The sequence below is a fragment of the Aliishimia ponticola genome (assembly GCF_004803475.1).
Taxonomy (GTDB): domain Bacteria; phylum Pseudomonadota; class Alphaproteobacteria; order Rhodobacterales; family Rhodobacteraceae; genus Aliishimia; species Aliishimia ponticola.
Window position 1 is genome coordinate 615,012 of record NZ_SRKY01000001.1, and the last position, 12,240, is coordinate 627,251.

Sequence of the window (12,240 nt, forward strand, 5' to 3'; positions counted from 1 at the left end):
TCCCGGCCTTATCCCCAGCCTTCACTCATTCCAGCCACGCGTTCAGCAAACGCTGTCGCATACCGCTTCCCTGAGCGCGGTTGAACTCGTCCCCGCGCCGATCCGCCAGTTTTTGGCGCGCCCTGCCCGTCGCGGCATCGCCACTCCAGACCGTCACGAAATTCTGCTCCATCAGCGTCATCTCATCGGGCGGCACCCACCAGTTGAGCGTGCCTTTGGCGCAATTCACCAAAGTGATCCGCGTCAATGGCAAGTCGGACGTCGCCGCCCGCGTGGCATAAAGGTCTTCCAGCCGCCGCCACCCCTGATCGTTCCGAATGACCTGACTGCGCGCACGCGCGGACAAGACCGCCTCAACCGGGCTGGTAAAGAACTCAAACCCCCGGAATTTGTCGGTATCCTCTTTCGGGGGCTCGCAAGCCTCCGCCGGTTCGTCCTTGGTATTGAGCGCAAAGGCCCGAATTTCCAGGACGATCACACCCGACGTATGTTCGGCCAGCCAATCGGCAAGGCAGAAGCCTTCTGCCTGGGAAACGCAGCCCGCCTCGTCCGGGCTGAGCAAGGCGTTCACGATCGCGATGCCGAAATTGTCGAAATATCCCGCATCCACGACCCGCCGTTGTGGCGCGGTAGGCAGCGATGTCGCCGGAGAGATATAGGGAAAGGTCGCGCTCATCCGGACCCCGGTGGACAGCGCGAAACTGCTGCGCGCGCAGGGAAAGAGCCCGAAAAACTCCGTCGCCTCACGATTGTCGATCTCGGGGAATGGGCCGAAATCGAGGTTCGACACCAACAGCGGCTGGCCTGTTTCCACCACCATCGGGGACAGAATGATGCTGGGACGCCAGCCTTCCGCCTCGCCCTGCCGTAGCGCGGCGAAATCGGTACGGATGGTTTGCCAGTGACGCTCCAAGACCTTCCCGCGATCCACCTCCAGCCGGAACGGATGAAAGAGTGAGGGCGCGTCTCTCACCAGAAATTGCCGCGCCAAGGCAGACAGGCTGTCGCGTGCGATCGGGTTCGCGACCCTATAGTAATAACGCCCATCTTGGTCATCCGCCGGACGCGGCAAGATCTGGGCGGCCTCGATATCGGCATTGAGCTGTTCGATCAGCGTTTTGTCAGGCCACCCGTCCGGCGAGGCCATCGCGGTAAAGTACCCTGCCCCGACCATGCCGCCCGACGCACCGGTCAGGAACCGCACCGCGTCGGGAAGACCGGCAAAGAGCGTGCCGGGCGTGCGCGCTTCGGCGATCAGCTGATCCAGCACCAGCCCGGTCCAATAGCTGGCCCGATAGGCCCCGCCAGAGGTGGCGACGATCAGCAGCTTCGGCTTCTCGCGCCCCTGCGCCACCTGGCTGCGGGCCAGCCACGCCTCCATCGCGGTTTCAAACGACAGGGCACCACCGGCCGCGCCACCATTGGAACATTGGCCCAATTTCGCCGTCTCCGTGTCCAGCGGCAATGGCGCGTCGTAAAGATCACCGCCTTGCGCACCGGCGATCCCGGCGAAAGTGGTCTTGAACCCACCGGTTTGCGAGAACAGATGCACCGCCAGAAACCAGCCGGCAAGGCCGATCACCAGGACCACGCGCAGCGGCGCATTGAGCGCACCATAGAACTGCACAAAAAGGTAAACGCACAGGATCAGAACGAAAATCGGCACCGCTGGCACGACGGCGTCGAGCTTCACCGCGATGATCATGGCCGCGCCGAAGACGAGCGCGAAGAAGAACGCGCGCAGGCTTTGCTCTGCCTGCGCCAATTGCGCCTCGCTCGCCCGCGACGCAGCCACGACGGAATCGCCAAACGCGCCGGATTTGTGCTGCACCCGCGCCCGGGTCCGCATCCTGCCGCCCAGCGATGCGACCCAGCCAAGCACATGGTGCAAATGGTGGCGCAGCCGGTCCAGATAGAATTGCGACAGGAAGAAACCAGCCGCGAAGGCTGCGGCGCCAAACACAGCCCCTATCGCCGCGCGCGCATATTCCAAAGGCGGCGTCAGCGTGGATTGATCCGCCCGCCACCACGCAAAACCCAGCAGCGCATAGATCAGGATCATCCCCCCGATCAGCAGCCGCAACATCTGCGCCCGATCCGAACGGTGCGAATGACTCTCGCGACTTTGCGCGGCAAGCCATTGAAAACAGGGGTATGTCATGATGATGCCTGCCGCGAACATGATCATTGCCGATGTCCAGGCAGTCGGGCTGGCCAGCAAGGTCGGCACATCCAGCGCGTCATGTTCGCCGGGCACGTCCCTGAACACATTGGACAGGCCCAGACTATCCCCGGACAGGCTGAGCATCGCATAAAGCGCCAGCGTCAGCACAAAGCTGGAAGGCGCGCGCGGCAGCACCCCGGTAAGCAGGGTCCAGACGAAGCGCAAAATTCGCCCCGGTGCGCGAATAAGAAAATCGACCATGGTTCACACCACGTTCTGGCTAAAATCAACCAATGCGAGCATGGCGCGATGGCGTGAGTCAAGCGTTCTGCGTCGCTTGCGGGTCGCTCGCCGCTGAACCGCGCGCTAATCTGGTAAGGAAACAAACCGCAAGGAGCGAATGAATGCGCGCGCCGAATATCCTTTTTCTTCAGGTCGACCAACTGGCCGCGCAATATCTCAAATGCTACGGCGATCCGGTGTGCAAGACGCCCAATATCGACCGTCTCGCCGCGCGCGGCACCGTGGTCGAGACCGCCTATTGCAACTTCCCCTTGTGTTCACCATCGCGCGCCTCGATGGCGACGGGGCGGCTTTGTTCCGAAATCAAGGCCTATGACAACGCGGCGGAATTGCCTGCCTCTACCCCGACTTATGCACATTACCTGCGCGCGGCCGGGTATCAGACCGCCCTGTCGGGCAAGATGCATTTCATCGGGCCGGACCAGTTTCACGGGTTCGAGACGCGGCTGACCCCGGATCTTTATCCGGCGGATTTCTCATGGGTGCCCTTCTGGGGCGACGAGGGCAAGCGCGACACCAACGATTCCCGTGCGGTCACAGTGTCGGGCACCTGCGCCCGGTCGGTCCAGATGGATTTTGACGACCTCGTGACCCGGTCCGCCGTGCAGCATCTGTATGATGTGGCGCGCGCAGAGGACGCGCGTCCGTTCTTCCTGCAAGTGTCCTACACGCACCCCCATGAACCCTATCTTTGCGCCCGCGAGGATTGGGAACTTTATGAGGATGTGGACATCCCGATGCCAGAGCGGCCCCATCTGCCCGCCGAGGCGCATGACGCGCATTCACGTCGGTTGCTCACGGATTTCGACATGCTCGAACAGCAATTCGACGCGGAGGAAATCCGCCGGGCGCGGCGCGCCTATTACGGCTCCATCAGCTATATCGACCGGCAAGTGGGCGCCGTGATGACAGCGCTGGAAAAGGCGGGGTTGGCGGACAATACGGTGATCATCTTCACCTCGGACCATGGGGAGATGCTGGGCGAACGCGGGCTCTGGTTCAAAAAGCACTTCTTTGAACCCTCGCTCCGCGTGCCGCTGATCATCGCCGGGGAAGGTTTTGGACCGGGGCGAATGAACACGCCCGCCTCTCTGGTCGATCTGCTGCCAACATTCATGGGGCTGGCGACCGGCGCGCCGTGGCAAAGCGATATCGAACCTCTCGATGGCGCGGATTTGGCCGCGTTCCGCACAGCCCCGCAACCGGACCGTCCCGTTTTTGCCGAATATCTGGCCGAGGCGACGCCAGCGCCGATCCTCATGCTGCGCCGGGGGCGGTTCAAATACGTATATTCGCCCGCCGATCCCTACCTGCTTTACGATCTGGAGAGCGACCCTCAGGAGGTCCACAACCTCGCCGACCGGCCAGAGTACGCCGAGACCCTGCGCGATATGCACGCCGCCGTGGAAGCCCGCTGGGATGTGAGTGAGTTGACGCAGGATATCAAACGCTCCCAACGCCAGCGCCGCCTGATCCGTAACGCAATGCAGACCGGCGCGCCGCAACGGTGGAACCATGGCGAGGCGCATCTGCCAGCGGTTCCTTGGTATCGCGGCGCAGGCAGCTACAACGACTGGGCCTTCGCCTATCTGCCGGAACAAAAAACCCGCCATCATAGCGCGTTTGATGTCCCCAGATAAAAACGCCGCTGGAAAGAGGAAAAAACGTCGACTGAATTGTGCGTTTACATGCAATTCGCGTCCGTAAAGTTTGGAAGCCTGTAAAAGTTCTATCGAAATACAATCTATGGATGAAAAACACTGCGCCGCGCCCGAAACCCCATGCAATATCCGCGCCGGATAACGCTAACATAACGCGCCGAAGAAACCGGATTGAAGCGACGCTATGAATCAGGGTACGATTTTAAATATAGTGATTAGTGAATACTGGTTTACTCGATGTTGGATACCCTAGTTAAGCTGGGAAACAAGCTGCGGACTGACGCGCTTGCTATCACAGATACAGAGACCTTGGGTCTCGACCTCTCGAACTTGCGCGCGATCAGGGAACTGGAGTTCGAGGAAAAGACTCCGGAAAATGATTGGGATACGGCGCATCACAGTCAGGAAATGACCGGACGGCAGGTTCTGCTTGAAGCTCCACAGATATATCAGATGGGCGTAGGCCGCCAGCTGATGGATGTCGCGGAACAGTATTTCGGGTCACCCGCCATTTTACTCGACGTGACCTATCGCATTGATCGCAATGTGAAAGGCGACCAACGCGGTGTGCGTCGGTGGCACCGCGATGGCGAAAGCAAAAGTATGCTTCGGGCGATTGTCTACCTTGAAGCGGTCGGCACTTCTGACGGCCCGTTCGAATGCCTCCCCAAGACCCGTGTTCCGTTGCGGCTGCTTTTGAGGCTGTTGCCGCGTCATCTGCGTCATACGGATACAGGGGTTGGACTTTTCGTCAGAAAATCGCGTTGGCAGAAATGTACCGGGCCGGCGGGCACTGTGGTTCTTGTTGATCCCGCGGCGCTGTATCACCATGGAACAAACCCGAAAGCCCATCGAGAGGTGGTCACTTTCACATATATTCCAGTCGGGGGTGGTTAAGTCACGGCATTGTCCGCGCTTTACCAATTAGGCGCCTTGCCGAAGAAAACGACGCGACGTTTTCGCCTCCCCTTTCCTACTCGCCGTCAATTTACCCAAATGAGTTCGCTTTAGTTTGATTGTACATTATGGATCGTTTTCCCATCGCATCGATAATCATTCCAGCTTGCAACGAGCAGTTCGCCATCAAGCGTTGCCTCGAAACATTGCTGAAAGACGCCCGTCCCGGTGAATTCGAAATCATTGTCGTCTGCAACGGGTGCAATGATGACACGAGCCTCGTCGCGCAGGGGTTCGAGCCTTTCGGCGTCACGGTGATGGAAACGGCGACAGCTTCCAAGTCCAAGGCCTTAAGGATAGGCGACGGGGTAGCGACCCAGTTTCCACGACTGTATCTGGATGCCGATATTCATTTTACGACCGATGCCGCGCGGACTCTGGTGCAGTTTCTGTCGGATAACCCTCTGGTGTTAGCAAGCTCTCCGCGCGCTACGGTGGATACATCCGCCAGTGATTTTCTGGTCCGGGCCTATTATCGCGTTTGGACCAGTTTGCCCTATTTCAACGATGATTTGCTTGGTTCCGGGCTTTACTCGCTGTCCAAGAAAGGCCGCAGCCTTTTCCAGCATTTCCCCGACGTGATTGCCGATGACGAATTCGTGCGCCGGACAGTTGCCCCTAGTGAACGCCAAACATGCCCTGCGTCTTCCTTCCGCCTTTATGCGCCTCGGGATGTGCGCACCTTGGTGAGAGTGCTGACGCGAGTGCGCCTGGGTCTGCGAGAATTGGATCACGAGTTCCCGAAGCTGGCAAAAACCGTCGGTACAAGCATGAAGACCACCATCCTCACCCTTATGCGACGCCCAAAGCTTTGGTCCCAAGCCCCGATTTACCTTGCGCTTGTCTGCCTGGCAGAGTGGCGCGCTGGCCGGACATGGAAGCAAAGCAGGTTCATCATTTGGCACCGTGATGAGACGAACAGGCGCGCGTAAAGAAAACCGCCTCGGCTTTTTTCAGGGTGCATCCACTTGGTGCACTGATTGCCGCGAACGCTGCACCTCGTTTTCACGCCGTATCGAGCCGGGCCGGAGACAACCCTGCCGCGCCCTTGATGTTCACGGTTGGTTGTATGCACGGCGCACGCGATCGAACAGAACCCGGCAAGAATCACCCGACGTACAAGCATAGGCTTTGAGGCGCCGAGTGGCCGGAACAGTGGACAGAAACAACTGCGCTAAATCGTCAGTGGCGAGAGCTTTCCAACAATTTGTCGAGTGGACGATTGTCCGATTGATCGGAGCACCGCTTACATCCGCAAATGGTCGGAAAGCTGCATGTACCCATCCTTATTTCGCACGTCCCGCCATGATGATGTGCTGAGTACCGACATGGCCCCGCATAAATGGTCGGAACAGCCAGACTGCGCGCTTGATAACGTCGCCGAGGGTTCTAATCCGTCTTGGCGTGGCGTCAAAATCATCAAGCAAAACTAATTCGAAACCGTTTTCCAAGAACATTTTCTCCAATTGCCAGTGGGTCAAAGGTGTGATGTGCCCAATCCCATTGTATTGAAAGTCATCAAACATCCCAAAACGACCAGCCACAAAGAACTTAAATCGGCTATAGACGCCAGACGCATTCGGCGTCGATATTAGAAACAAGCCTCCCTGCTTCAACAACTTGCGCGCTTCACGAAACGCATTTCGTGGATTTTCAATGTGTTCCAAAACCTCAATGCAAGTGACCACGTTGAAATTCTCATCAAGCTTCTCGGCAAAGGGATGACTTAAATCACCTACCACGCATTCGAGGTCACATGTCGCCATGTCGGTTTCCAAGACAACTCCTTTGGCAGTGTTTCCTGCTGCTATCAGCCGCTTACCCCAAGCTCCACTGCCGGCACCGAGGTCTAGTACATGAAGAGGGCCAGAGACCAAATTTGAAAGAACGTTAAACAAATGGTCATGCAAACCGACTGATGCCATTTGGATACCGCCGCTTTGGGCGGTCTTCTTTTCGAAGCTACCACTCAAAGAAAAGAAATCTGTAATACTCATCTATGGCTCCAAATTTTGCTAAAACTAAATAAAGGTAAAGTTTACCCCTTTCTCGAACCACTTCAAGTATCTGTCTAACGCGCGGCGGGTTGACGTGGTTCGTTTGGCTTCCAGCTTCCAAAATTTTTGCATAATCAATGGAGAACCGGTCAAGGCAAACTGCGATGCAAGATCATTACGACCATGAGTCGCTTGCGGGCCCATCATATCAGGTTTCCCAACAATCAAAGTCCGCATATGCAGCGGCAAAGAGGGTGATAAAATGGGCGATGCCCGCGGTCATCACTCAGTTATATTGAGCGAAAACAATAAGTTATGTGGTTGAATTGGCGGACCGTAGAGGATTCGAACCTCTGGCCTCTGCCTTCGGAGGGCAGCGCTCTATCCAGCTGAGCTAACGGTCCATATGTCCGGGGCTATACCGGGCCTCTGATCGGGCTGCAATCTTAAAGTTGAGCCGCCCGGTCGCAAATCTGGTCCGGGCGGGCGGCCGCAAGGCTTACGGCCAGTTCGTGTCAGGAAAACAGCTCATGCGCGAGTTCCAATGCCTCGACCAGCACGTCGACCTCTTCACGCGTGTTGTAAAGACCAAAGCTCGCCCGGCAGGTCGCCGTAACGCCCAGATGGTCCATCAACGGCCCCGCGCAATGGTGCCCCGCGCGCACCGCAACGCCCTTCTTGTCAAGGATCGTGGAGATGTCATGCGCATGGGCTGCGCCGTCCAACGTGAAGGAAAAGATCGCGCCCTTGCCCGGCGCGGTGCCCTGAACGTTCAGCCAGTTGAGCCCGGTCAGACGGTCCTGCGCATAGTCCCGCAGGCTGGCTTCATGGGCGGCGATGTTCTCCATCCCCAGCCCCATCATATAGTCCAGCGCCGCGCCAAGACCGATGGTCTGCACGATACCGGGGGTGCCGGCCTCGAACTTCATCGGCGGATCGTTATATGTCACCGCATCCTTGGTCACTTCGCGGATCATATCGCCGCCCCCAAGGAAGGGCCGCATCTCTGCCATCCGTTCTGGACGGACATGAATCGCGCCGGACCCGGACGGACCATATAGCTTGTGCCCTGTCACCGCATAGAAATCCGCGCCAATATCCGCGACGTTGACCGGCATATGCACGGCGGCCTGACTGCCATCCACCAGAACCGCGACCCCGCGTGCCCGCGCCGCTGCCACGATGGGTTTCACATCGACGACGGTGCCAAGCACGTTCGACATATGGGTGATCGCGACCAGCTTGGTCTTGGGACCGATCGCGTCGATCACCGCTTGCGGATCAAGCGCGCCGTCCGGCCCCACATCGACCCATTTCAGAACCACACCCTGACGTTCGCGCAGGAAGTGCCACGGCACGATGTTGGCGTGATGTTCCATCACCGACAGAACGATCTCGTCGCCCGCCTGCAAACGCGGCATCGCCCAGGCATAGGCGACCATATTGATGCCCTCGGTCGTGCCGGAGTTGAAGATGATCTCTTCCTCCGACTCGGCTCCAAGAAAACGCGCCACGGTTCCCCGCACAGCTTCATATTTGTCGGTGGCCAGGTTCGACAGGAAATGCAGCCCGCGATGGACGTTTGCATATTCCTCCGCATAGCCGCGCGTAACGGCATCGATCACCACTTGCGGTTTTTGCGCAGAGGCCCCATTGTCGAGATACACCAACGGCTTGCCATTCACCTGCCGCGACAGGATCGGGAAATCCGCGCGGATTTCGGCAACATCATACATCGGGCAACACTCCCATTTGTCCGAACCCGGTCAGCATCAACAGCATGGACAGCGCCACGATGAGGCCGACGAACGTGATGAACAGCGCCAGCAAAGCGCCACCGATGGAGGACAGACCGTGCCCCACCTTGATGAAATTCAGGACGATCCACAGCGACAGCACTGTCATCACAAGGTAATACAGCGATCCCAGCGGCGGCAGCGCAATCAGCAGCAGAACGCCAATCGCCTGCAAGGCCACGCGCACGAATTGCAGCCAGACCATCAGCTTGAGCAGCCCGGCCAAAACGCCCTGCCCGCCCACGATACGGCCCGACCATGTCAGCACATGCACGAACAGCAGCAGGCCGCCCGCCATCACCATGAAATACAGAAACGGGCTGGTCAGAAAGGCCGGCCATTCCGGCGGCAGCGGAAACAGCGCAGCCATCGTCCCGGTCAGCACCGCATTCATCGCAGCGCCCGCGACAAGCCCCTGATAGACATCGCGCGGGGCGACATCCTGGGCCAGCACCGTTTGCGCCGCATCAGCGGGCGCGCGCAGTGTTTGTACGAAAAGCGAAGACCATGTCAGGCTCATGCGGCGACCCTGCGTTCAGTTACCCAAAGCCCCGTGCCCCAGAAGGCGACGAAGCAAAGCAGCCAAAGACTGCCGACCAAGGTGGATTGCACACCCGCCCCGATGAAACCCAGCACAAGGCCAAGGAGCAGAAAGATCGGCGCGGCCGCCAACAGCGCCCAAAAGAGCGCGAGCCGCGCGGTATAGAAACTGCCCTGCCCGCCAAAGATCAGCGCGATGACGTGGCTGATACCGGCGATCAGGTAGAAGGCCAGCGGGGCAATCATCAACCAGCCAAGCAGCGCGCCACCCATCATCATGTTCAGATCGCCTTCGGTCAGATGCGCCTCACGGGCGAGCCGTGGCAACTGCGCCAGAAACATCAGCGCACAGCCCGCAATAAGATAGGCCAGCACCCGGTCCTCCCGCGTGCCATCCCCCAGCAAATCGGCGACCACCAGACGGGGCCGCCGATACATGGCGAGAATTCTGCGCGAAACGCTCATCAGCCGCGGCGACGACGCAACCAGCCGGACAGCCGTTCGGTGAGTTCTTCGGCGATATCCGCGTCCTCGATCTCTTCCAGCGCTTCGGCAAGGAAGGCCAGCGTCATCAGGTCGGTCGCTTCGGCCATCGGCACCCCGCGCGAGCGCAGATAAAACAGGCCTGTCTCATCGATCGCGCCGGACGTGCTGCCATGGGAGCAGGCAACGTCATCGGCATAGATTTCAAGCTCCGGCTTGGCGAGGAACTGGCTGTCCTCATCCAGCAGCAAGGACTGGCTGATCTGATAGCCGTCGGTCTTTTGCGCGCCTTCCTTCACAAGGATCTTGCCCTGGAACACGCCGACCGCGCCATTGCGCAGCACCTTTTTGAACACCTGACGGCTTTCGCAGTTGAGCGCGTCATGCGTTACGAAAACCGTGTCATCATGATGAAAATCGCCATCACCGACACAGGCGCCGGCCACATGGGCAATCGCGTCATCGCCCGTCAGATCGATCACGCATTCATTGCGGGTCAACCGGCCATTGACCGTCAGCGTGAAGGATTTGAACGCGCTTTGCGTGCCCAGCCGTGCGAAAATATGCGTAGCGTCGCGCCGTTCGTGGTCGCGGCCTTGCGCACGCACATGGTTGAAGCGCGCAGTATCCGCGACATCGACCTCCATGCACTGATTGAAGCGCGCGGCGCCGGGGCCGTTTTCTAGCAGCGTCAGTTCGGCGCCTGCGTCCAGCTTGATGACATGATGCAGAACCGCGTCCGAGTCTTCTTTCGTGTGCCGATAGATGATCGAGATCGGTTTTTCCGCCTTGCCCGTAACATGGATCAGAACACCGTCGGTCGCATAGGCCGTATTCAACGCCGCCAGCGGACGGGGAACATAATGCCCCTCGCCTTCCAGCTTGCCGTAAAGGTCGGACGCCCAATGGATGTCCTGCGCATTTGCAAGGCGATCAATTTGCAAACCCGACATTTGCAAATCGCCTGACGCCGCGGCGTCAAACACACCGTCTACAAAGACAATTTCCAGAACATCACGATTTGCAAAGAGCCGCTCTTCATCATTTGCAAATACCGCCGCACGCGGCGCATCGGGCTGAACAAGCGTCTCGGGACGGGTGTATTTCCAGTACTCGTCCCGGCGACCGGGCAGGCCCATGTCGCGCACACGCGTCAGCGCCGCTTTGCGGGCCGGATCAGACCAACCGCCGGTCGGCAGCGTCATCGCCGCAAGCCGATCTTCGGTGGTATTGGATGTGGTTGCCGGTTCGGCCATTACGCCACCTCCGCCAGGATATCCGCATAGCCGTTGTTTTCGACTTCAAGCGCAAGCTCGGGCCCGCCGGTCTTCACGATGCGGCCATCGGCCATGATATGCACCACATCCGGTTTGATGTGGTCGAGAAGCCGCTGATAGTGGGTGATCACAAGGAACGACCGCCCTTCGGAACGCAGCGCATTCACGCCCTCGGCCACCAATTTCATGGCATCCACATCCAGACCGGAATCCGTTTCATCGAGGATGCACATCTTGGGCTCCAGCATCGCCATCTGAAGGATCTCGTTGCGCTTTTTCTCACCGCCGGAGAAGCCCACATTGACCGGGCGCTTCAGCATTTCCGCGTCGATCTTCAGGTCTTTGGCCTTGGCACGCACTTCCTTGAGGAAATCTGCCGCGCTCAATTCCTCTTCGCCGCGCGCCTTGCGCTGTGCGTTTACGGCTGTACGCAGGAAGGTCATGTTGCCCACGCCGGGGATTTCCACCGGATACTGGAACGCCAGGAACAGACCTGCTGCCGCGCGCTCTTCCGGTTCCATCTCAAGGATGTCTTCACCATCCAGAGACGCGCTGCCGCCAGTGACTTCATACCCGTCCTTGCCGGACAGAACATAAGACAATGTCGACTTGCCCGAACCGTTCGGCCCCATGATCGCATGAACCTTACCGTCCTCGACAGAAAGATTAACGCCCTTGAGGATCGCCTTACCTTCTTCTTCAAGTTCGACTTTCAGGTCTTTGATTTCCAACATTTTCATCTTCCTTAACCGATCACGACGGCGGTGCCGGAAGCACTCACCATCAGCATATTATTGATGACCTCGTAGTCGAGATCGACACCTACGACAGCGTTGGCACCCAGATCGGCAGCCCGCTGTTCAAGTTCGTTAATCGCGATCTGCCGGGCCTTGCCGAGCTCTTGCTCGTAAGCGCCGGACCGACCACCCAGAATATCCGTGATACCTGCAAAGATATCGCGGAACACATTCGCACCAAGGATGGCTTCGCCCACGACGATGCCCTTGTAGTCGGTGATCTTGTACCCCTCGACCGAAGGCGTGGTTGTGGTGATCATTTTCC

Annotated in this window: 11 protein-coding genes and 1 tRNA gene; 3 read left to right on the forward strand and 9 right to left on the reverse strand. The window is 58.7% G+C overall.

Going from position 1 to position 12,240, the window contains the following annotated elements:
• Positions 1-25: 25 nt before the first annotated feature.
• Positions 26-2,425 carry a patatin-like phospholipase domain-containing protein gene (locus E4Z66_RS02985; protein WP_136461443.1) on the reverse strand — a complete coding sequence of 800 codons (2,400 nt, stop codon included), beginning with the start codon at positions 2,423-2,425 and terminating at the stop codon, positions 26-28.
• A 143-nt stretch (positions 2,426-2,568) separates the two neighbouring features.
• On the opposite strand from E4Z66_RS02985, the gene betC reads away from it, so the two are divergent.
• From betC to E4Z66_RS03000, 3 genes are all read left to right on the forward strand, one after another.
• Positions 2,569-4,107, forward strand: coding sequence for a choline-sulfatase (gene betC, locus E4Z66_RS02990; protein WP_136461444.1), 1,539 nt, complete (start codon positions 2,569-2,571; stop codon positions 4,105-4,107).
• A gap of 258 nt (positions 4,108-4,365) precedes the next feature.
• On the forward strand, positions 4,366-5,025 hold the full coding sequence (locus E4Z66_RS02995) for a phytanoyl-CoA dioxygenase family protein (RefSeq protein WP_136461445.1): 660 nt from the start codon (positions 4,366-4,368) through the stop codon (positions 5,023-5,025).
• A 128-nt stretch (positions 5,026-5,153) separates the two neighbouring features.
• Entirely contained in the window at positions 5,154-6,017 is an 864-nt protein-coding gene (locus E4Z66_RS03000) for a glycosyltransferase (RefSeq protein ID WP_136461446.1), read from the forward strand.
• A gap of 354 nt (positions 6,018-6,371) precedes the next feature.
• On the opposite strand, the gene E4Z66_RS03005 is transcribed toward E4Z66_RS03000, so the two are convergent.
• The 8 genes from E4Z66_RS03005 to E4Z66_RS03040 all read right to left on the reverse strand — a co-directional run bounded on the left by E4Z66_RS03005 (position 6,372) and on the right by E4Z66_RS03040 (position 12,235).
• Positions 6,372-7,082: a class I SAM-dependent methyltransferase gene (locus tag E4Z66_RS03005; RefSeq protein WP_136461447.1), complete on the reverse strand. Its 711-nt coding sequence runs from the start codon at positions 7,080-7,082 to the stop codon at positions 6,372-6,374.
• A gap of 327 nt (positions 7,083-7,409) precedes the next feature.
• Positions 7,410-7,486 (reverse strand) — tRNA-Arg (locus E4Z66_RS03010).
• 111 nt (positions 7,487-7,597) lie between these two features.
• Positions 7,598-8,818, reverse strand: coding sequence for a cysteine desulfurase (locus E4Z66_RS03015; RefSeq protein ID WP_136461448.1), 1,221 nt, complete (start codon positions 8,816-8,818; stop codon positions 7,598-7,600).
• Positions 8,811-9,398 carry a YIP1 family protein gene (locus E4Z66_RS03020; protein ID WP_136461449.1) on the reverse strand — a complete coding sequence of 196 codons (588 nt, stop codon included), beginning with the start codon at positions 9,396-9,398 and terminating at the stop codon, positions 8,811-8,813. The genes E4Z66_RS03015 and E4Z66_RS03020 overlap by 8 nt, the downstream gene beginning before the upstream one ends.
• Positions 9,395-9,883: a YIP1 family protein gene (locus E4Z66_RS03025; RefSeq protein ID WP_136461450.1), complete on the reverse strand. Its 489-nt coding sequence runs from the start codon at positions 9,881-9,883 to the stop codon at positions 9,395-9,397. The genes E4Z66_RS03020 and E4Z66_RS03025 overlap by 4 nt, the downstream gene beginning before the upstream one ends.
• On the reverse strand, positions 9,883-11,157 hold the full coding sequence (locus tag E4Z66_RS03030) for a SufB/SufD family protein (protein ID WP_136461451.1): 1,275 nt from the start codon (positions 11,155-11,157) through the stop codon (positions 9,883-9,885). The genes E4Z66_RS03025 and E4Z66_RS03030 overlap by 1 nt, the downstream gene beginning before the upstream one ends.
• Entirely contained in the window at positions 11,157-11,912 is a 756-nt protein-coding gene (sufC, locus tag E4Z66_RS03035; RefSeq protein WP_136461452.1) for a Fe-S cluster assembly ATPase SufC, read from the reverse strand. Before sufC ends, E4Z66_RS03030 begins: the two co-directional genes overlap by 1 nt.
• An 11-nt stretch (positions 11,913-11,923) precedes the next feature.
• Positions 11,924-12,235 (reverse strand): heavy metal-binding domain-containing protein, encoded by a 312-nt coding sequence (locus tag E4Z66_RS03040; protein ID WP_136461453.1) that lies wholly within the window; start codon positions 12,233-12,235, stop codon positions 11,924-11,926.
• Positions 12,236-12,240: the final 5 nt, after the last annotated feature.

Coding starts and splice junctions, on each gene's coding strand:
- E4Z66_RS02985 (WP_136461443.1), bottom strand. CDS start 2,425: ATGGTCGATTTTCTTATTCGCGCACCGGGGCGAATTTTGCGCTTCGTC.
- betC (WP_136461444.1), top strand. CDS start 2,569: ATGCGCGCGCCGAATATCCTTTTTCTTCAGGTCGACCAACTGGCCGCG.
- E4Z66_RS02995 (WP_136461445.1), top strand. CDS start 4,366: ATGTTGGATACCCTAGTTAAGCTGGGAAACAAGCTGCGGACTGACGCG.
- E4Z66_RS03000 (WP_136461446.1), top strand. CDS start 5,154: ATGGATCGTTTTCCCATCGCATCGATAATCATTCCAGCTTGCAACGAG.
- E4Z66_RS03005 (WP_136461447.1), bottom strand. CDS start 7,082: ATGAGTATTACAGATTTCTTTTCTTTGAGTGGTAGCTTCGAAAAGAAG.
- E4Z66_RS03015 (WP_136461448.1), bottom strand. CDS start 8,818: ATGTATGATGTTGCCGAAATCCGCGCGGATTTCCCGATCCTGTCGCGG.
- E4Z66_RS03020 (WP_136461449.1), bottom strand. CDS start 9,398: ATGAGCCTGACATGGTCTTCGCTTTTCGTACAAACACTGCGCGCGCCC.
- E4Z66_RS03025 (WP_136461450.1), bottom strand. CDS start 9,883: ATGAGCGTTTCGCGCAGAATTCTCGCCATGTATCGGCGGCCCCGTCTG.
- E4Z66_RS03030 (WP_136461451.1), bottom strand. CDS start 11,157: ATGGCCGAACCGGCAACCACATCCAATACCACCGAAGATCGGCTTGCG.
- sufC (WP_136461452.1), bottom strand. CDS start 11,912: ATGTTGGAAATCAAAGACCTGAAAGTCGAACTTGAAGAAGAAGGTAAG.
- E4Z66_RS03040 (WP_136461453.1), bottom strand. CDS start 12,235: ATGATCACCACAACCACGCCTTCGGTCGAGGGGTACAAGATCACCGAC.